The sequence below is a fragment of the Legionella qingyii genome (genome assembly GCF_003184185.1).
The window spans coordinates 178642-197141 of sequence record NZ_QHJG01000003.1 but is presented as its reverse complement, the minus strand read 5'-3'; the positions used below and the strand labels follow the sequence as shown (position 1 = coordinate 197141).

Here is an 18500-nt window from a genome sequence, read left to right as displayed (position 1 = left end):
GTAAGAAAACTGAGAAGTTTGTCTTCAGTTATCATTTTTATCCTACTGTGCCTACTATTCTTATTTGTTTATTATCAGGGATCTCCTGATAAGACAAAACATGAAAGTCATGAGATATATTACGCACAAATCGTGCCAATACTGCTCGAATTCCTGGCTGTACTACTAATACTGAACTTTCTTGTTTCGCCTGTTGTTGCATTGCTAATTGTGTCAAAGAATGTTGTATTTTATCTGCCATTCCAGGCTCGAAATTTACGCCTCCAGATCCACTACTTTGAATAATGTTTTGCAATAATTGTTCCAACTCAGGTTTTAACGTAATAATTGGTAGCTCCTCATGAACACCACTGATTTTTTGGGTAATTAATCGAGATAAAGCAATACGGACTTGACTGATTAAATACTCCGTATCCTTAGATTTTGGCGCTAATTCCGCCAAAGTTTCGACTATAGTGCGAATATCTGTTAGAGGGATATGCTCCGTTAATAAACCTTGTAACACTTTACTAACCATTCCTAAAGAAAGACCATCGGGTACTAATTCTTTCACTAGTTTAGGTGAGCTAACTGCAAGCTTGTCTAAAAGCTGTTGAGTTTCTTCATAACCTAACAATTGCTGGCTGTTTTGCTCTAATATTTGGCTTAAATGTGTGGCAACAACCGTCGAAGAGTCGACCACCGTATAACCTAAGGTATGTGCTTGCTCTCTTTGACTTTCATTAATCCAAACGGCTTCCATACCAAAAGCTGGATCACGAGTTCTTATCCCCTCAATTTCGCCAAAAATTTGCCCAGGATTTATAGCCAAGCAACGATCAAGATGAATCGCCGCTTCCCCCATTACTACCCCTGCCAAACTAATTCGATAATGGTTAGGTTTTAAATCCAAATTATCACGGACATGTACTGAAGGAATTAGAAAACCCAATTCTTGTGATATTTTCTTTCGCACCCCTTTAATTCGAGCAAGTAAAAGTCCTCCTTGTGCTTGATCCACTAAAGGAATTAAGCGATATCCTACTTCAAGACTTATTACATCAACAGGATTCACATCATCCCATGACAATTCCGTGGAGATATTTGGATTTTGAACTGCCAGAGATTCATTTTCCTGGTTAATCTGTTCTTTCTGTTTTGCTTTATCTTGCTGAAGAAACAAATAAGCAATTCCTGCTAAACCAGCAGAAAGGAGAATAAATGCTACATGAGGCATTCCAGGAATAATACCAATCAATCCAATAATACCTGATGCAATAATTAATGAACGTGGATTAGCAAGTAACTGAGAAATCACCGCATGTCCCATATTTTGTGCACTTGAAACTCGAGTAACAATGATGGCCGCTGCGGTTGATAAAACTAACGAGGGTACTTGCGCTACCAAACCATCACCTATAGTTAATAAAATATAGTTATGCAATGCATCAGAAATACTCATCCCATGCTGAAAAACCCCAATAATCAATCCACCGATAATGTTAACAACCAGAATTAAAATCCCGGCAATTGCATCACCACGAACGAATTTGCTAGCACCATCCATCGAACCATAGAAATCTGCTTCTTGTGCCACTTCCAATCGACGTTTTACCGCCTGCTCCTGGTTAATTAAACCGGCATTCAAATCCGCATCGATCGCCATTTGCTTTCCAGGCAAAGAATCTAAAGTGAAGCGAGCACTTACTTCTGATACACGCCCAGCACCCTTGGTTACTACAACAAAATTGATGACTACTAAAATCATAAATACGACGAGACCTACAGCATAGTTTCCGCCAATAACGACCTCACCAAAGGATTGAATCACATGCCCAGCTGCATCAGTACCTTTATGACCATTTAATAAAACGACTCGCGTTGAGGCTACGTTTAACGACAAACGTAGTAACGTTGCGAGTAATATAACGGTTGGAAATACAGCAAAATCCAAAGGTCGTTCGCTATAAATCACCGCTAACAAGACTACAAGTGACAAAGCGATATTAAAAGTAAAGAACATATCCAATAAAAATGGTGGCATAGGTAACATCATCATGCCGAGCATGATGATTAGTACCAAGGGGGTACCCAAACCTTGATGCATCCAATATTGCATATACTGTAATGCTTTATTCATTAGCAGCCTCCTCTGCATCACGCACTAACTCTGCTGGAATAGGAACATTCTGTAATACAGAAGGTTTATAGTCATAACGTTCCTTGTCACGCAGTTGAAATACATAAGCTAAAACCTGAGCTACAGCGACATAAAGCCCTCTCGGTATTTCTGCATTTAACTTTGTAGAAAAATAAAGCGCTCGTGCCAAAGGCGGTACTGAAATAATGGGAATTTTATGTGATGTCGCAATTTTATTTATTTGAAAAGCAATCAAATCTTTACCCTTTGCCACAACTATCGGTGCTTTATGGCTCTTTTCTTTATAACTGATCGCTACAGCATAATGGGTAGGGTTTGTTAGAACCACATTTGCCTTAGGTATTTCATTCATCATGCGTCGTCTCGATATCTCTTGCTGAGCACGACGAATAGCGCTTTTTACTTCGGGTTTACCTTCCATTTCTTTGTATTCATCTCGCAATTCTTGCATCGTCATTTTCATGTTTTTATGATGCTCATACAATTGAAAAGGTACATCAAAAGCAGCGATCAAAATCAAACTAGCAGCAATCAATACAAAAGATTTCACTACGACCAGACTGCCGGTACTAATCGCTGTTTCTATAGGAACATGTGCCAAATTGAGTAATGCAGGAATTTGTGCTTTAAGTACTACTATGGCCACCACTGCGACCAAGAGAAACTTAAACAATGATTTGAACATCTCGACAAAACCTTTCAACGAAACCATACGTTTGATTCCTTGAAAGAAATTGAGTCGCGAAAATTTAGGCTGTAACACTTGGCCACTAAACACCCAGCCTCCCATAAGCAGGGGTGCTGCCAGGGTAACGAGAAATATAATCACCAACAAAGGCATTAAGGACCAAAATCCCATCTTAACTAGAAAATATAAACGCTCCACGCCCACAGCAGAAGTAAGTATAACTCGCGTGTCGAATTCAAAAGCATGGCGCATCATGACTGCTAATTGCAGCGCCAATTGCTTTCCAAAAATAAGGAATCCTACCGCCGTAAAAAGTAACGTTACTGTGCTATTGAAATCCCTTGATCGTGCAACCTGACCTTTTTTACGCGCGTCTCTAAGGCGCTTGGCCGAGGGCTGTTCCGTTTTTTCTTGAGCCTGTTCTTGATCACTCATCGGGGTAACATCCCTATCATAAAGCGCACTCCTTCTTTGATAAGATCTGTCATTTGTACCGCAATACTCGACAAACCTACCTTAATCACTACTATCCCCATAATTAAGGTAATGGGAAATCCTAGAGAAAAAATGTTTAATTGTGGGGCTGCTCGAGACATAATTCCGAATGCAAGGCTCACAATAAGCAAAGACAATAAAGCAGGGATTGAAATCAATAGTGCCTGTTTAAACATCCATCCCGAAAATAAAACAACATTCCAGACCATCGATTGAGTTACAGATAACTGTCCTACAGGCATAACTGTAAAACTATCTAATAAAGTTTCAAAAACAGTTAAATGTCCATTAAGCGCCAAAAATATTAAGGTCATCATCATTGAATAAAACTGACTAACCAAGGGAACACTTGCCCGGCTTGCAGGATCCACCATCACCGCAAAACCAAGACCTGCCTGCATTGCAATAATTTGTCCGCCCAAAACAAAAACCTGAAACACAAGCTGCAAAACAAATCCCATTAATAGTCCAAAGAGTACTTCCTGAATGATATAAGCTAAGAACAGTCCATTAAAATTCAGAAAAGAAAGCTCTTTCGGAACCATAAAGGCACAGACACAACTTAAAACAAACAGTAAAATAATTTTAATACGGGCAGGTAATAAGACAGAAGAAAAAACAGGTACGGTAAGCAGTAACCCACCAATGCGCCCCATTGGCCAAATAACCTGGCTTATCATATGTATTATGGTTGGATAATCCAGTTTCATATTCAGTTAACCGATTAAATAAGGAATATTGGTAATTAAAGAATCAGTGTAATTCACCATAGTCTTCAATAACCAAGGACCGGCAAATACGAGCATTAAAAAAGTAATAAATAATTTAGGTATAAAGCTTAAACTCGTTTCATTAATCTGTGTCGCTGCCTGAAACATCGAAACAATCACACCAACAATCAAGCCAGGAAGAATGAGTACCATGATCAATAACAACATCAAATACACACCTTCGCTAAATATAGAAGTTATAGACTCTGGGGTCATATTATTTCCCTATAATTTTTATTTCCCTATAATTCCTAATCTGGACGCAAAATGAGGCATTTAACTCATAGCAAAACTCGACGCCAGCGATCCCAAAATAAGTGTCCACCCATCAACCATAACAAAAAGCATGATCTTAAAGGGTAATGAAATAATCAAAGGTGAAAGCATCATCATACCCATAGCCATCAGAACACTGGATACCACCATATCAATAATTAAAAAAGGTAAAAACAAAATAAAGCCAATCTGGAACGCTGTTTTTAATTCACTGGTAATGAATGCGGGAATCACTACACTCATTGGCACTTCGTTAAGGTTCGCCGGATTTTTTTGAGCAAATTTTTCAAACAACGACAAATCATTTTTTCGAGTTTGATTTAACATAAACTCACGCAAAGGAACCTGTGCATTTGCCAAAGCTTGTGGGAATTTCATAGTCTCTGCAAGATAAGGCTGCACTGCTGTATCATTGATCTTATTAAAAACAGGATTCATCACAAAATAAGTCATGAATAACGCAATACCAATTAAGATTTGGTTCGTAGGAGTCTGCGCCAAGCCTATAGCTTGGCGTAATATAGAAAGTACAATAATGATTCTTGTAAAAGCCGTCATTGCCATCAACATCCCCGGCAAAACAGTTAACAAGGTCATAAAAATCAAAATTTGCAGATTAACACTATAAGTTTGTTCACCATTTGCTCCAGGTTGTACTGTCATGGCAGGTAAAGATAAAGGCGCAGCCTGCACAGCAAGAGGAACCAAACACAACAAAATGATACATACAGAGGCTAGAGTGAAACGTAGACTAACTCGAGATTTATAAAAACTAACTCTCTCTATGTTATAGGATGGATATCGCATCATTAAATTCATTTTATTCATCTTATGATTTCGTAACTGATTTAAGTAGCACTGCAAATGAAGTTTTATTTTTGGAATCAAAACCTGTCGGTAGTTCTTCACCAAAATCATAAAGCAGCGTGACATGCCCGGAACCTGATCCAACCAACAAATAACGCGTCCCTACTTTTAACAAGGTAATTTTTTCCTTAGGTCCTAAAATCATACTCGCTATGGATTGAAATCCTTTTGTCGAGCTCATTTGCATACCATGTAACCGCTTCACCAGCCAAGACAATAGAAGGATAAGCAATAAAACCAACAATAAGCCCATGACAACACGCATGAGCTCTCCCTGATTGAGTGCAGATTGCATCATCTTAACCGCTTAATTCGTTCTGCTTTGCTGACGATATCGGTTAATCGCACACCAAATTTATCATTAACCACTACCACTTCCCCATGTGCAACTAAAGTCCCATTGACTAAAACATCAAGCGGATCACCTGCTAAACGATCCAGGGCAACAATTCCTCCTTGGTTTAATTGGAGTAAATTACGAATCGTCATTTTAGTGCGGCCGATTTCTACAGTCACAGATACAGGGATATCCAGAATCAAATCCATTTTTTCACTGTCTGCTTCCTGAGGAAGAGTATTTGATGGTTTGGGTTGTTCTATTGCTTCTTGAGACATTCCTCATCTCCTAATAACTAATATTTTTTATTATTTTTACAGCACGCTTGTCATTCGCAGTACCTTGAGTTGCCGTAAATCCTGGAGTTCCTTCAATATCCAAAGTAACTATTTCTTTCATTTCCATAGGTATAAAATCCCCTACTTGCCATGACATCACAGCACCGAGAGTGCTTTTGGTTTCAGCCATTGCCGAGCTCACAGTTAATTCAACATCCATTAACTCTTCTTTTAATGATTTGACCCAGTTTGGATCAATTTCATCATCTGGACGAGAAGCACCAAGCTCCAATTGCTCTTTGATTGGCTCAACCATCGAATAAGGCAAAATAAAATAGAAAATACCTATTTCTTTGCCAAAATCCATGGAAAAACGCGCTACTAATAGCATTTCTTCGGGTTCTGCTATATTGACTAACTGTGGGTTTGTTTCATCATTAAATTTGGTGATATCAAGCTGAATAATGGGCTTCCAAGCTTGACTCAGGTTAGCAATGAGCTTTTTCGTGATCACCTCCATAACACGCAACTCAGTTGCAGTAAAATCTGTTCTGTCTTTTTGGGCAAAGAATTGGGAACTACCGCCAAAATAATAATCGACAAGATCATAGACAAAAGTACTATCAAAAAGAATTATGCCTTTGCCGCGTAATGGTTTGAATTTAAAAATACTCATTAAGCTTGGGTTAGGCAAACTCTCCATGAAATCGCGATGTTTTATAATAAGTAATGGATCTTGCTTAATCTCAAAATCTTTGGCGGTCACATTATAAATATCAGATGCAAACAGACGCACTGCGCGGTCATAAATTCTATCTAATACGGGCAGCTTGCCTTTGACAATACGTTCTTGAGCCGTAAAATTAAGTGTCTTTACATCATTTTCTTTTTTTATTTCAATTGGCTCAAATGTAGAGTTCGTTACATCATTTTTATTCGTTTTTGCTTTTTTATGATCCGATTTTTCTTTAGTAAGTGTTTCACCTTCTGATTCTTGATGACCCTCTTCAGGAGATTCACCAACTGTTTTTAGTAATGCATCTATTTCTTCTTGTGATAAAACGTTTTTATCAGCCATATAAGCAATCCATACAAATTTTTTAAACTTGAATTTAACTCATTAAATTCAAGTAAGCATCATGATTCTTCTATTGAATAGCCTTATGCAAACTGTATGCCATTTATAAAATAGTCTTGTCATTTAAAGTAGAATTGTAGCCTGGATGAAGGCCACAATACTGAAATGAAATTGAGGTGTTTGCCAATTTGAGATTAATCAAGATAACCAGTGACATGTTTGCATGGACAGTCAAAAATCATATGCCAATCATTTGACAATATATCAAACTTAATTTGAGAAAAAGCAAAGACAAACTTACTCATTAGTTTGTTGTTGACATTTTGCCTGCGCCATTTTTCGGCAATTATCCTGACAATCGATTTCAGAAGAGTTCAGGCATTGCGAATTAATACAATCTTGACTTGTATTATGAAAACACTGGGTTTTGTCATATTTTTGTGCGCCTAAATAATCCTGAGGAATATCTGCTGCAAAAACAGAAAGGGAAAAGAGAAAGCCTAAAAAGATTAAAATAGTTTTCATCATAATTCCTTTTAATTATGTTTCTAAATGAATTATAGTCATAAATATTGGAAATGATGAAACCACATATAAAATGCGCAGCAAAACAAAAACATTAACCAATTTTAGCCGTGCGCGCTATAGCCAGTCGTTCTGTTTACGTCCTGATAATGAAGAACAACTTGCTGATTACCTTGCCCACAATCCCCAAGAAAACATCCTCGTACGTGGTTCAGGGCTATGCTATAACGACAGTTGTTTTAATACTGATGGTTTTATTATTGATAGCGAACGCCTGAATCATTTTATCAATTTTAATCCCGAAACGGGTATTGTAACCTGTCAAGGAGGGGTTCCACTTAAAGATTTATTTTTAGTGCATCCTGATTTCATTCCTCCCGTTCTCCCAGGGACTGTCCATGCTACAGTTGCGGGTGGAATTGCTCACGATGTGCATGGAAAAAACAATCATCTCGAAGGTAGTTTTGGACACCATCTCATTGAATTCGATTTATTGATTGGAAGTAAGAAAATTCATTGTAGCCGTTCTGAAAATAACGAATTATTTCATGCGACGATCGCAGGCTTAGGTCTTACAGGGATTATTACCCGTGCAGCACTCCGTCTAAAAAAGGCTCCTCGATTTGTTCAAACCAAACATAAACAATTTGAATCGCTCCAATCACTCACCGAATATATGGTGACAGAAGGCATTCATCATGATTATCAAGTAGCTTGGCTTGATCTACTCAATCCGGTTCCCCGCGCTCTTTTTTCTGTGGCAGATTATTGTGATCCGTTCGACGATAAAAAATTAAAAATTCACTCCATACCCAAAATTCCTTTTTCTTTAATCAGGCCGTGGGGTATAAAATTATTTAACCAGATTTTTTTTAACCATAAAAAAGGACAAGAAAAACTAACGCTTGAACAATTTAATAATCCCCTGGATAAACTCATGCACTGGAACAGACTTTATGGACCTAAAGGATTAGTTCAATTTCAGGCAGTTTTTAGTACTGATCATGCTTCAACCACTTTGGAGCGATTAGTACAATTGATTCGCCTTCATAAGGCAACACCAACCCTTGCTGTACTCAAGCTGTTCACTCAATCTGGTGAAGGCTTACTTTCCTTTTGTCAACCTGGATTTACCCTGGCAGTTGATTTTATTCATAATGTACAAGCAAAGCAGGCAATGTATGCCATGAACCAATTAATTACTGAACTCAATGGCCGAGTTTATTTAGCTAAGGACTTTCTTTTAAATGAAGAACAATATCATCAGATGTATGAGAAGCATGAACAATTCTCGCAAACTCTTAAGCGCCATGCATGTATTATGAACTCTGATCTGGCAAACCGATTAGGGATAAAAAAATGATACAAAGAACATGGGTCATATTAGGCGCAACCTCCATCATTGCAGAAAAATTTGCTCATATTGCCGCTCGATCAGGACATCAATTGCTTCTCGTAGGGCGCCAGAAAAATCAACTCGATCTGATTGCAAATGATATCAAACTTCGATATCGAGTACGCTGTGATGTACTTGTTTTAGATTTGATTGAGCAATTTAATGATCTGCTTGCTGTTTTTAAAACTGAGAACCGCGAACTGGATTTATTGATTGCACACAGCGATTTCACTGATAACGATCTTTTGAATATTGAAACCATCACTCACCTCATCAAAGTAAATATTTTGACCACTACTTTATTGATCCACACCTACTTAAATCGTCAGCAAAAAGAATATAATTTATTATTTTTAAGTTCTGTTGCTGCATGTCGTGGACGCGCCAAAAACAGTCTGTATGGAGCAAGTAAAGCAAGCATTGAAATTTATCTTCAGGGTTTACAGCAAGCTGCCAGTCCTAATCAACACATCACCATTGCTCGCTTGGGTTTTATTGATACCAAACAAACTTATGGCTTGCCCGGAATTTTTTATGCAGCCCCTCCAGACCTTTGTGCACAAGCCTGTTGGAACGCCCTGATACATAAGAAAAGGATGTTTTATTATCCTTATTTCTGGAAAATTATTATGGGAATAATCAAACGGCTGCCATTCTTTCTTTATAAAAAAATGGGTAAAATTTAGCGATTCCCTTATTAGTCAATGTCAGTCATGCTCAGTAAATACAACTTTTTTGTACAAAGCCCAGATGAGATAACTCCTCGTCAAGATCAGGCGCCATTTGATTTGACCAACTATAAAAGAGAACCTGAATCAGGATGGCGTACAGATTTCGTGCTTTTCTATGCAATACTTATTTATCATTTTTATAAAGTAGCGAATTTTCATAAAATTATAATTATCAATAGGGGTGATAATCAGTTCACTGTTAATTTTCAGAAACCCAAAAATCCAATACTTTTTGAAAAATACCTGGAGGAATTTGGTTTCAGCTATGATGATTTAGAAAAAGAAAATATGAACTATGAAATTTCATCAATAGATTTAGCGAAGCTAAGAGCCATTTTGAATATTTTATATAAACAAAAATACATTTCTGCATCGCTTTTGCAAGACATAAATCTGGCTATTTCTTCTGAAAATCCAGATTTGATCAAATTAAATCAAGCAAAAGAGATGGACTTAAATAAGTCCACAATAATATATCCAAGTGAGGCGTACAGACAATTTTCTTTTTGCAAAAATTTATATCATTATTGTGCTAATAAAAATATGTGTCTTTATAAGTATACAGATCTTTCTGCTATTATCCCCATGATTGAACGGATGCTTAAGAATAATGTTAATCCCAATCAAGGGGGAAAAAATACTAAATCTCCACTTATGGGATTAATTTTAAATCAACACTGTAATGCAGAGACGAAACAAATTGCTACTCTTCTTCTTAGATATAACGCTCAAATAGATGCTATGGACTTTTATTGTAAGACCGCTTTGCATCATGCGGCAGCCAGTCGAAAGGATTTATGGATTGAATTCCTCTTGGAAAATGGAGCAAATGCTACATTAGAAGATGATTTAGGTTACACCCCAAAGCAAATCTATCTTGATAGCTGTAAAAGCAACAATTTTCCAATTGACTCCAAAATAGAAGAGTTATTTGAAAAAGCTGAAACTGCAAAAATTATGATGTTGAAATAATCTGGACTTGTATAGCACTTGATGCAACATATTGAAGTGTTCCTTAATAAGGCAGAAGAACCCCAGATTGCAAGCACCTGCTCTCTTAGTCAGTTGAAATCTTCAGGAAAAGTTCCAGGTTACAAAAAAGAAGGGTTGATTGTAATTATAGCGCTACAAGATCGTGATAGATCATCTATAATATGTATAACTCAATTTATAAATGCAGAGATTTTGGACAGATTATGAAATAAATAAAAGGAGTTTTTTATGATCTCTATGAATAGGATTTCACTCACAATGATGCTAGGAACATTGAGTTGTCTATCATTTTTATCGACTGCTTTTGCAGATACGTCCATAACTCAAACTTCAACGACAGACATTTCAGGTACCTATGTATGCAATTTCCATGATCCTTTTTCTACACCGCCAGATGGCACAGAATACCTTACTATAAAAAAAGGGAGTAACAATAGTTATAGAATGTCGAAAAAAGGAATGAATGACACCACACCAAGCCTTGTTGGAATTGGTTTACAAAATAAAGAGCAGAATAATGCATTCTCATTTTTATTTTGGTGGTCTAAAGATCCGACGACTATTTTTGCCCAATACATCATCATCAAACCAGATGGTACTTTGGAAGGCAAGTGGGCACAAAGTAATAAGAATCAAGCCGCCACTATTAGTTGTAAAAAATCATCATAAAGTGGCATGTGCATCAGTCATTAACAAAAAGGAGTTTGTTATGAAAGCATTGGTAGATATCTCTTTAACAGCCATATTATATTTCATTATCACCACAGCTTATGCTGACAATATGACGGCCAGCACATCTCAATCCATTGAAGGAAATTATAAATGTCAATGGAATGGCTCTTTATTAGATAATAAGAGTTTTTCTCTTACCATATCGAAAACTGGCGATACTTACAATTCTGAATGGGATGATAACACGGGTAATCCAGTACTGTATGGTACAGGATTAATGGGTTCAAATATTAATAATTTTATGAGCACTTCTTTTTGGGGGGCCGTAGATAACACGATTTCGGGTATATTGTCCATTACATTAAAACAAGACGGATCTTTACAAGGCAACTGGATATCTCAATCTGGAAAAGATACTGGCACTACAACGTGTACCAAGAGTAACTAAAGTTATTAAGTAACATCAAAAATCAAGTACAGTTTGATCATAAAATATAGCGGTCAATAGTTTGACGATGGCTCACCAATTGCTAAATGCTTGTTTGACCGGGTTTAGTTTATTGGTGCCATTTATCATTAAGTCGCCTCCTAAAATCATTGAGGCTATAGGCTAAATAACAGCTCTGTCTTTAGTCACGCACGCATGCCGAAAACTCAGGGAAACGTTGATTGGTCGTGAGTAGGCTGGTACAGTGCTTATGAAGTCCAGCTATAGAACTCTAAGTATCCATGCTAGACTTCAAAATGTTAAGCTCAGCTACTTAATTATTTTCAAATAGGTGTGAGCGGTTACTCCAAATCCCAGATCTAGCTGAACTGCAAACCAATTATTTGATTGATTTATTTAAAAATCTTAATCATAGGTAAAATTGTTTTTATCAAGCCAAAAAATTGTAAAATATAGATAACTAAAATAATAAGAACGAGTACATTTAACAAGCTTTTAATTGATGGTGGCATAGGTATAAAAGTATCGATTAGCCATAAAACCACCCCAAAGACAACAATAACAGCAATTAAATTCAAGAGCCCAGTCATAACTATCCTTATTAATGATGATTCTTGTTTAAAATTATAGCAGATTTACAGATACTTAGGAGTCTTTGATAACGAATAAGGCTTTCGATAACCTTTCATTTTGAGGCAACAGTGGAGTAAAAAAATCATGAAATTTACATAGCCTGGGTACTGCAAAGCTAACCCGGGGTTCTGAAACCTTATTAACCAAGGTTTCGCTGCATCCAGGCTACAAACAATACGAATTTTGCTACAAAAAATTATTCGCTTTTTGCACCCTGCTCCTTCAATAAATCACGAATTTCAGTTAATAATGTTTCTTCTCTAGTTGGTTTTTCTTGCTTTTCTTCCTTTTTTCTTAATAAAGAAAGTGCTTTAATTGCTACAAAAATTGAAAATGAAATGATTGTAAAATCAATCACGGCCTGGAGAAATTCTCCCCATTTTACAATCGCATCACCGACGGAAAACGTTTTATTTGCGACATTAATTCCACCTAATAATAAGCCAATTAAAGGCATCACAATGCCGCTAACTAATGAGCTAATAATTTTGCCAAATGCCGCACCAATAACCACAGCAACAGAAAGATCAATTACATTCCCTTTTATAGCAAATTGTTTAAACTCTTGTAAAAAACTCATGCCATCTCCTTATGTATGATTACTTTACAGATAATTAGCCTGGTGGAGAAAAATCCAGGCAGCATAAAATAGCATTACCCACTATGTCTTAGACAAGGCCAGGAGTGTACATAATAGTACATGACTGAAGCCGTGTGAACTTGGAACGCCGTATAAAACTTAGTGGGTAGTACGATATCATTTATGAATGGCGTACCATCTCTCTAATTTCTTCTATCTTATTATCCAAATCAGGCGGCAAAACCCCTCCTCCCTGAGCCATATCATCACGCCCCCCGCCCTTTCCACAGAGATGTTTTACCAATGTAGCCGCAGTAGGTGCTTTCCCTAAAATACCCTTACTTACACCAGCAATCACATTCATTTTATTTTGATCCACTGTAAATAAAACAATTACAGCTGAATCAAGTCTGGATTTCAGTTGATCTAAGGTTGTACGCATGGTTTGGCTATCAACACCTTCCAATTGTTTTACCAATAGACTGATTCCATTGATTTGTTCTACTTCATTTGCCAGATCTGCTCCTGATTTTTGTGCTTTCTCACTTTGTAATTTGGCAATTTCTTTTTCTAAACCTCTATGTTCAGCGATAAGCTGTCCTATCTTGTCCGGTAAGTTATTCGTTGTGGTTTTTAACAATGACGCCAACTCACTTAAAAGTGACTGTTGTTCATTAACCCAAACTAACGCATAACGACCTGTTACCATCTCTATACGTCTTACACCACTTGCAATTCCGTATTCAGCAACAATTTTAAACAACCCGATATCACCTGTCCTCCGTGCGTGAGTTCCACCACAAAGCTCCTTAGAAAACTCACCCATAGATAATACACGTACCTTATCGGTATATTTTTCTCCGAACAGAGCAACTGCACCACTTTTTTTGGCAGAATCAATATCCATGAGTTGAGTTACAACTTCGTTGTTGGCTCGAATTTGATCATTAACTAATAATTCAATTTCTTTAATTTGTTCTGTGGTCAATGATTCAAAATGAGAAAAGTCAAAGCGTGCTCGCTCTGCATCAACCAATGAACCCTTTTGCTGGACTTGTGGTCCGACTACTGTTTTTAAAGCAGCATGCAATAAATGAGTTGCGGTATGATTTATACGAATTGCTTCTCGGCGCTCGTTATCTATTTCTGCTTTCAGCAACTGATTCAAGGTCGCTGAACCTTCCACTACTTCACCATAATGTACTATGGCTTGACCTTTTTTTTGCGTATCATCGACACGAAAACGAAAACCTGTACTTATTAATATTCCCTTATCCCCTACTTGCCCCCCACTTTCCGCATAAAAAGGGGTGTGATCCAGAACTACAGCTCCTTTCGTACCTTGACTTAAGGCATCAACTTCATTTCCTTCTAGAAGCAAAGCAATAATTTTTGCTTCTGTTTCGTTTTGTTCATAACCATGAAAATTAGATTGGTAATCCAATTGAGCAGTAGTACTATAATCCACGCTGAACTGACTGGCAGCCTGAGACTGCTCTCTTTGCTGTTGCATCAATTGATTGAAGCCATCCATATCCACGTAGAGGCCTTGCTCTCGAGCTATATCAGCAGTCAAATCGACAGGAAAACCGTAGGTATCATACAGTTTAAATGCGATTTCCCCTGATATTTCGTGGCCACCAAGAGAATGCATTTGCTCTTGCAATAGACGTAATCCCTGATCAAGCGTGCGGGCAAACTGATTTTCTTCCTGGTTGAGGATTTTTTCTATATGGGCTTTAGATTTTATCAATTCAGGATAAGCATCGCCCATAACTGTAATTAAAGGTTCTACTAATTGTGAAAAAAACGGAGTTGGCAAGCCTAACTTATTACCATGTCTTATTGCCCTTCTAATAATTCTTCTAAGCACATACCCGCGTCCTTCATTACCAGGAATCACTCCATCAGCGATTAAAAAGGAACAAGAACGAATATGATCCGCAATTACCTTTAACGAAGTGTGGTTTAAATTGGTAATAGTTCCAAGTTTTGCTGTCGATTGAATTAAATACTGGAAACTGTCTATTTCATAATTGCTGTGAACACCTTGAACTACGGCAGCGAGTCGCTCAAGTCCCATACCTGTATCTACAGATGGTTTGGGTAGCGGATGCAAATTCCCATCTTTATCCCGATTAAATTGCATGAATACCAGGTTCCAAATTTCAATATATCGATCCCCGTCTTCATCAGGACTTCCTGGAGGACCACCTGGAATATCAGGACCATGATCGTAAAAAATCTCGGTGCATGGACCACAAGGGCCTGTATCCCCCATAGACCAGAAATTATCTTTTTCTCCACAACGTGAGAAACGCGCAGCCGAAACATTCATTTCTTTTAACCAAATATCCTCTGCTTCTTGATCTTCTTTATAAACTGTCACCCACAAACGCTCTTCGGGCAAATGCAGAACTTGAGTTAAAAATTCCCAAGCAAATTTTATTGCTTCTCGCTTAAAATAATCACCGAAACTAAAATTACCCAACATTTCAAAAAATGTATGGTGTCTTGCTGTATACCCCACATTTTCCAAATCATTGTGTTTACCACCTGCGCGTACACAACGTTGGGCAGTAACCGCTCGCTGATAAGAACGTGTTTCAAGTCCTAAAAATAAATCCTTAAATTGCACCATACCCGCATTAGTAAACAATAAAGTAGGATCATTAGCAGGAATTAAGGAGCTGGATTCCACTAGTTGATGACCACGTTGTGTGAAATAATCAAAAAATGCTTTTCTAATTTCAGAACTTTTCATTTCGAATCAACACCAATTTGAGTTAATTTTAATTTTCAACCGTCCTCGGGAAATGTGCAGAAATTGTGCTTTTAATCTAAAAATAAACGCCCTCTCTCAACAATAGGAGAGAGCTGGGGTGAGACTAATATAGTAAATCCCCTCATCCGCCCTAACGGGCACCTTCTCCCTTTTGGAGAAAAGGGAATTTTGCTTAACTTAAAAGCACTACTGCACATTACCCAGGCTACAAGGCACCTAGGCTACGATTTCATTTTTATTTTTTCAATTCTTTTTTCACTTGAACAATGGTATCCATACCAAATCCACGATAAAGCAAAAAACGCTGTTGTTTTTGGAGCTCATCAAACGATAACTCACATTGACCTTTACTTTTTTTCTGCCAAACATCTAAAGCATAAGTCAACCAATTATCTTGCTCTTGCTGCAAGAACTGATGAATTAATTCCTTATCAACTCCTTTACTAGTCAATTCCTGGCTTATTTTTAAAGGTCCATAACCTTGACGTATTCGTGAACGACTGTAGATCTCCACAAACCGTCGTTCACTTTGCAAATCCAAGCGTTGGCATTCATCCAATGCTATTTTTGCTTCTATAGCACTATATCCTTTTTGCTTTAATTTATCACAAAGTTCTAGTGCACTGTGCTCGCGCCTGGATAGCAGGCGCACAGCACAATCAAATGCTTTAGTCATCAACGGCCTCAAATTCGTCGGCACTAGCTGACGCAAGCATAGGGAGTTTTTTCTCTAAAAGCTCTGCACGAATTTGATGTTCGAGAGTTGCTGCAACTTGAGGATTCTCTTTCAGGTATAAGCGAACATTATCTTTACCCTGGCCAATTTTCTCACCCTTATAACTGTACCAAGCCCCAGATTTTTCAATCAGATTGAGTTGGACACCTAAATTGATAATTTCACTTTCACGAGAAATACCTTCGTTATACAGAATATCAAATTCGGTCATCTTAAATGGTGGTGCCACTTTATTCTTAACAACTTTAACTCGTGTTTCACTACCTAAGATTTCTTCGCCTTTTTTAATTGATCCAATGCGACGAATATCCAGGCGGACGGAAGCATAGAATTTTAATGCATTACCGCCGGTAGTTGTTTCGGGGCTACCGAACATTACGCCAATTTTCATACGAATCTGGTTAATAAAAATGACCAGTGTATTAGAGCGTTTAATATTAGCAGTCAATTTACGTAAAGCCTGTGACATGAGTCGAGCTTGTAAGCCAACATGTGAGTCGCCCATTTCTCCTTCAATTTCTGCTTTAGGAGTTAATGCAGCAACAGAGTCAACGATAATAACATCGACCGCAGCTGAGCGTACCAGCATATCGGTAATTTCTAAAGCTTGCTCTCCTGTATCAGGTTGAGAAACCAGTAACTCATCCACATTAACACCCAGCTTTTGCGCATAGCTGGGGTCTAAGGCATGTTCTGCATCAATAAATGCAGCAGTGCCTCCCATTTTTTGACATTCGGCAATAACTTGTAAGGTTAACGTTGTTTTACCAGAAGACTCTGGGCCATAAATTTCAACAATACGTCCTTTGGGTAAACCACCAATTCCCAAAGCAATGTCTAATCCTAAAGACCCAGTTGAAATGGCTTCTATATCTCGGGATACGGTGCTGTCGCCCATACGCATCACTGATCCCTTACCAAACTGACGTTCAATTTGCGAGAGGGCAGCGGATAATGCTTTTTGTTTATTTTCTTCCATAATATTTTCCAGGTAGTTATATGCAAGGGTAAAATTATCACACAGATAGGAACAAGCAGCAAATTGATTCACTGTATTAAAGGAGTTTTTTTGCTCAAGCTCAAATGCGGCAAAACCAAAATGTCGCTTTCAGAAAAGAAACCAGCCTACCGTAGAAAAACCGCCTCTGATTGATAGTTGGTTAATCATCTGGTACAATTGTAAGACATATTTTCCGAGGTAGATATTATGCAGAGTAAAAATGAAGAACTAACTTCCAAAGTAACAGCTGCTCCATTATATGCAGCACGTGCAGCAATAAATATTGCTAATGCCACTAAGCATATATTTTTCCCTACACCAGAAAGAGCATATGTACCCTTGAAAGATCGAATGAAATTTGAATTTGAACAAAATGCACACCAAGTAGCTAACGATTTAATAAGCCTAACCATAGGACAAAAATAGAGCGCTTATCAAGAGTTGGTAGCTGCAGTAATATTTATATAGAGAAATTTACTTTAATCTGAGACTTCAAAAATTGCTTGTAAAGTGTCCCATGCTCCCGGCAACACTATTTCTTACGATATCAGTGTCTATCAATTTTTATATAAGAAAGAATACCAGATAAAGCTTCCTGGCATGCAGCCAAGCGTATATCTTGCCGATCTCCGGTGAACTGTTTTCTTAATATCCTGGGCTTCATGTCTCTAGCGGCCCAACCAAAACACACTGTTCCCACGGGTTTCTCAAAGCTGCCGCCATCCGGGCCAGCAATACCAGTAACCGATACGGCTACATGACCTACACTATGTTGCAAAGCACCAGTCGCCATCGCCAATGCAACAGGTTCACTGACCGCACCGTATTCTTCAATTAATTGCTTAGGCACTGAAAGCAGCTCTTCTTTCGATAGGTTACTGTACGTCACAAACCCACGTTCAAACCAGACTGAACTACCAGGAACTTCAGTGAGATAACTTGCAATAAGCCCACCCGTACATGATTCAGCCGTAACTAATTGCCAATTCATTTTTTTAAGAATTGCTGAAATTTCTTTGATTAATTTATCAAAAGGACTCATCAATAGGCCGAAATGTTCCTGGGTTACGGC

21 protein-coding genes are annotated in these 18500 nt (G+C 37.8%); 6 read left to right on the top strand and 15 right to left on the bottom strand.

Features of this window, described 5'->3' with window-relative positions; all coding sequences use genetic code 11:
- Positions 1-37: 37 nt before the first annotated feature.
- The 9 genes from flhA to DGG96_RS02860 all read right to left on the bottom strand — a co-directional run bounded on the left by flhA (position 38) and on the right by DGG96_RS02860 (position 7457).
- Positions 38-2119 carry a flagellar biosynthesis protein FlhA gene (gene flhA / locus DGG96_RS02900; RefSeq protein WP_110141516.1) on the bottom strand — a complete coding sequence of 694 codons (2082 nt, stop codon included), beginning with the start codon at positions 2117-2119 and terminating at the stop codon, positions 38-40.
- Positions 2112-3263 carry a flagellar biosynthesis protein FlhB gene (gene flhB / locus DGG96_RS02895; protein ID WP_110141515.1) on the bottom strand — a complete coding sequence of 384 codons (1152 nt, stop codon included), beginning with the start codon at positions 3261-3263 and terminating at the stop codon, positions 2112-2114. Before flhB ends, flhA begins: the two co-directional genes overlap by 8 nt.
- Entirely contained in the window at positions 3260-4033 is a 774-nt protein-coding gene (fliR, locus tag DGG96_RS02890) for a flagellar biosynthetic protein FliR (RefSeq protein ID WP_110141514.1), read from the bottom strand. The genes flhB and fliR overlap by 4 nt, the downstream gene beginning before the upstream one ends.
- Before the next feature lie 6 nt (positions 4034-4039).
- Complete coding sequence (fliQ, locus tag DGG96_RS02885) at positions 4040-4309, bottom strand: flagellar biosynthesis protein FliQ (protein WP_110141513.1); 270 nt, start codon at positions 4307-4309, stop codon at positions 4040-4042.
- Between the two features lie 60 nt (positions 4310-4369).
- On the bottom strand, positions 4370-5188 hold the full coding sequence (gene fliP / locus DGG96_RS02880; protein ID WP_233590483.1) for a flagellar type III secretion system pore protein FliP: 819 nt from the start codon (positions 5186-5188) through the stop codon (positions 4370-4372).
- 10 nt (positions 5189-5198) lie between these two features.
- Positions 5199-5534, bottom strand: coding sequence for a flagellar biosynthetic protein FliO (gene fliO, locus DGG96_RS02875; protein WP_233590484.1), 336 nt, complete (start codon positions 5532-5534; stop codon positions 5199-5201).
- Positions 5531-5851 carry a flagellar motor switch protein FliN gene (gene fliN / locus DGG96_RS02870; RefSeq protein ID WP_076547449.1) on the bottom strand — a complete coding sequence of 107 codons (321 nt, stop codon included), beginning with the start codon at positions 5849-5851 and terminating at the stop codon, positions 5531-5533. The genes fliO and fliN overlap by 4 nt, the downstream gene beginning before the upstream one ends.
- Before the next feature lie 10 nt (positions 5852-5861).
- Positions 5862-6929 carry a flagellar motor switch protein FliM gene (fliM, locus tag DGG96_RS02865; RefSeq protein ID WP_110141512.1) on the bottom strand — a complete coding sequence of 356 codons (1068 nt, stop codon included), beginning with the start codon at positions 6927-6929 and terminating at the stop codon, positions 5862-5864.
- 297 nt (positions 6930-7226) lie between these two features.
- Positions 7227-7457 carry a hypothetical protein gene (locus DGG96_RS02860; protein ID WP_233590485.1) on the bottom strand — a complete coding sequence of 77 codons (231 nt, stop codon included), beginning with the start codon at positions 7455-7457 and terminating at the stop codon, positions 7227-7229.
- Between the two features lie 70 nt (positions 7458-7527).
- Between DGG96_RS02860 and DGG96_RS02855 the strand changes: the two genes are divergently transcribed.
- The 5 genes from DGG96_RS02855 to DGG96_RS02830 all read left to right on the top strand — a co-directional run bounded on the left by DGG96_RS02855 (position 7528) and on the right by DGG96_RS02830 (position 11694).
- A complete protein-coding gene (locus tag DGG96_RS02855) occupies positions 7528-8817 on the top strand; it encodes an FAD-binding oxidoreductase (RefSeq protein WP_110141511.1) in 1290 nt (429 codons plus the stop codon).
- Positions 8814-9536: an SDR family NAD(P)-dependent oxidoreductase gene (locus DGG96_RS02850; RefSeq protein ID WP_110141510.1), complete on the top strand. Its 723-nt coding sequence runs from the start codon at positions 8814-8816 to the stop codon at positions 9534-9536. Before DGG96_RS02855 ends, DGG96_RS02850 begins: the two co-directional genes overlap by 4 nt.
- Positions 9537-9563: 27 nt before the next feature.
- The gene (locus DGG96_RS02845; RefSeq protein ID WP_126955355.1) at positions 9564-10553 is read left to right on the top strand and encodes an ankyrin repeat domain-containing protein; all 990 of its coding nucleotides are present in this window, start codon (positions 9564-9566) and stop codon (positions 10551-10553) included.
- A 249-nt stretch (positions 10554-10802) separates the two neighbouring features.
- The gene (locus tag DGG96_RS02835) at positions 10803-11243 is read left to right on the top strand and encodes a hypothetical protein (protein ID WP_233590486.1); all 441 of its coding nucleotides are present in this window, start codon (positions 10803-10805) and stop codon (positions 11241-11243) included.
- A 40-nt stretch (positions 11244-11283) separates the two neighbouring features.
- A complete protein-coding gene (locus DGG96_RS02830; RefSeq protein WP_110141507.1) occupies positions 11284-11694 on the top strand; it encodes a hypothetical protein in 411 nt (136 codons plus the stop codon).
- A 392-nt stretch (positions 11695-12086) separates the two neighbouring features.
- Here the strand turns inward: DGG96_RS02830 and DGG96_RS02825 are convergent, their stop codons facing one another.
- From DGG96_RS02825 to recA, 5 genes are all read right to left on the bottom strand, one after another.
- Entirely contained in the window at positions 12087-12284 is a 198-nt protein-coding gene (locus DGG96_RS02825; protein ID WP_110141506.1) for a Thivi_2564 family membrane protein, read from the bottom strand.
- 239 nt (positions 12285-12523) lie between these two features.
- Positions 12524-12907, bottom strand: a complete 384-nt coding sequence (mscL, locus tag DGG96_RS02820; RefSeq protein ID WP_110141505.1) for a large-conductance mechanosensitive channel protein MscL — start codon at positions 12905-12907, stop codon at positions 12524-12526.
- A 181-nt stretch (positions 12908-13088) separates the two neighbouring features.
- Positions 13089-15671 carry an alanine--tRNA ligase gene (gene alaS, locus DGG96_RS02815; RefSeq protein WP_110141504.1) on the bottom strand — a complete coding sequence of 861 codons (2583 nt, stop codon included), beginning with the start codon at positions 15669-15671 and terminating at the stop codon, positions 13089-13091.
- A gap of 256 nt (positions 15672-15927) precedes the next feature.
- Complete coding sequence (gene recX, locus DGG96_RS02810) at positions 15928-16368, bottom strand: recombination regulator RecX (RefSeq protein ID WP_110141503.1); 441 nt, start codon at positions 16366-16368, stop codon at positions 15928-15930.
- Complete coding sequence (recA, locus tag DGG96_RS02805) at positions 16361-17407, bottom strand: recombinase RecA (protein ID WP_110141502.1); 1047 nt, start codon at positions 17405-17407, stop codon at positions 16361-16363. The genes recX and recA overlap by 8 nt, the downstream gene beginning before the upstream one ends.
- Positions 17408-17635: 228 nt before the next feature.
- Between recA and DGG96_RS02800 the strand changes: the two genes are divergently transcribed.
- Positions 17636-17854, top strand: coding sequence for a hypothetical protein (locus tag DGG96_RS02800; RefSeq protein ID WP_110141501.1), 219 nt, complete (start codon positions 17636-17638; stop codon positions 17852-17854).
- Between the two features lie 121 nt (positions 17855-17975).
- Here the strand turns inward: DGG96_RS02800 and DGG96_RS02795 are convergent, their stop codons facing one another.
- The gene (locus tag DGG96_RS02795; RefSeq protein WP_110141500.1) at positions 17976-18470 is read right to left on the bottom strand and encodes a CinA family protein; all 495 of its coding nucleotides are present in this window, start codon (positions 18468-18470) and stop codon (positions 17976-17978) included.
- Positions 18471-18500 lie beyond the last annotated feature (30 nt).

Coding starts and splice junctions, on each gene's coding strand:
- fliR (WP_110141514.1), bottom strand. CDS start 4,033: ATGAAACTGGATTATCCAACCATAATACATATGATAAGCCAGGTTATT.
- fliN (WP_076547449.1), bottom strand. CDS start 5,851: ATGTCTCAAGAAGCAATAGAACAACCCAAACCATCAAATACTCTTCCT.
- DGG96_RS02860 (WP_233590485.1), bottom strand. CDS start 7,457: ATGATGAAAACTATTTTAATCTTTTTAGGCTTTCTCTTTTCCCTTTCT.
- mscL (WP_110141505.1), bottom strand. CDS start 12,907: ATGAGTTTTTTACAAGAGTTTAAACAATTTGCTATAAAAGGGAATGTA.
- flhB (WP_110141515.1), bottom strand. CDS start 3,263: ATGAGTGATCAAGAACAGGCTCAAGAAAAAACGGAACAGCCCTCGGCC.
- DGG96_RS02795 (WP_110141500.1), bottom strand. CDS start 18,470: ATGAGTCCTTTTGATAAATTAATCAAAGAAATTTCAGCAATTCTTAAA.
- DGG96_RS02850 (WP_110141510.1), top strand. CDS start 8,814: ATGATACAAAGAACATGGGTCATATTAGGCGCAACCTCCATCATTGCA.
- DGG96_RS02800 (WP_110141501.1), top strand. CDS start 17,636: ATGCAGAGTAAAAATGAAGAACTAACTTCCAAAGTAACAGCTGCTCCA.
- DGG96_RS02835 (WP_233590486.1), top strand. CDS start 10,803: ATGATCTCTATGAATAGGATTTCACTCACAATGATGCTAGGAACATTG.
- fliQ (WP_110141513.1), bottom strand. CDS start 4,309: ATGACCCCAGAGTCTATAACTTCTATATTTAGCGAAGGTGTGTATTTG.
- recX (WP_110141503.1), bottom strand. CDS start 16,368: ATGACTAAAGCATTTGATTGTGCTGTGCGCCTGCTATCCAGGCGCGAG.
- DGG96_RS02855 (WP_110141511.1), top strand. CDS start 7,528: ATGCGCAGCAAAACAAAAACATTAACCAATTTTAGCCGTGCGCGCTAT.
- DGG96_RS02845 (WP_126955355.1), top strand. CDS start 9,564: ATGCTCAGTAAATACAACTTTTTTGTACAAAGCCCAGATGAGATAACT.
- alaS (WP_110141504.1), bottom strand. CDS start 15,671: ATGAAAAGTTCTGAAATTAGAAAAGCATTTTTTGATTATTTCACACAA.
- flhA (WP_110141516.1), bottom strand. CDS start 2,119: ATGAATAAAGCATTACAGTATATGCAATATTGGATGCATCAAGGTTTG.
- fliM (WP_110141512.1), bottom strand. CDS start 6,929: ATGGCTGATAAAAACGTTTTATCACAAGAAGAAATAGATGCATTACTA.
- fliO (WP_233590484.1), bottom strand. CDS start 5,534: ATGATGCAATCTGCACTCAATCAGGGAGAGCTCATGCGTGTTGTCATG.
- fliP (WP_233590483.1), bottom strand. CDS start 5,188: ATGAATTTAATGATGCGATATCCATCCTATAACATAGAGAGAGTTAGT.
- recA (WP_110141502.1), bottom strand. CDS start 17,407: ATGGAAGAAAATAAACAAAAAGCATTATCCGCTGCCCTCTCGCAAATT.
- DGG96_RS02830 (WP_110141507.1), top strand. CDS start 11,284: ATGAAAGCATTGGTAGATATCTCTTTAACAGCCATATTATATTTCATT.
- DGG96_RS02825 (WP_110141506.1), bottom strand. CDS start 12,284: ATGACTGGGCTCTTGAATTTAATTGCTGTTATTGTTGTCTTTGGGGTG.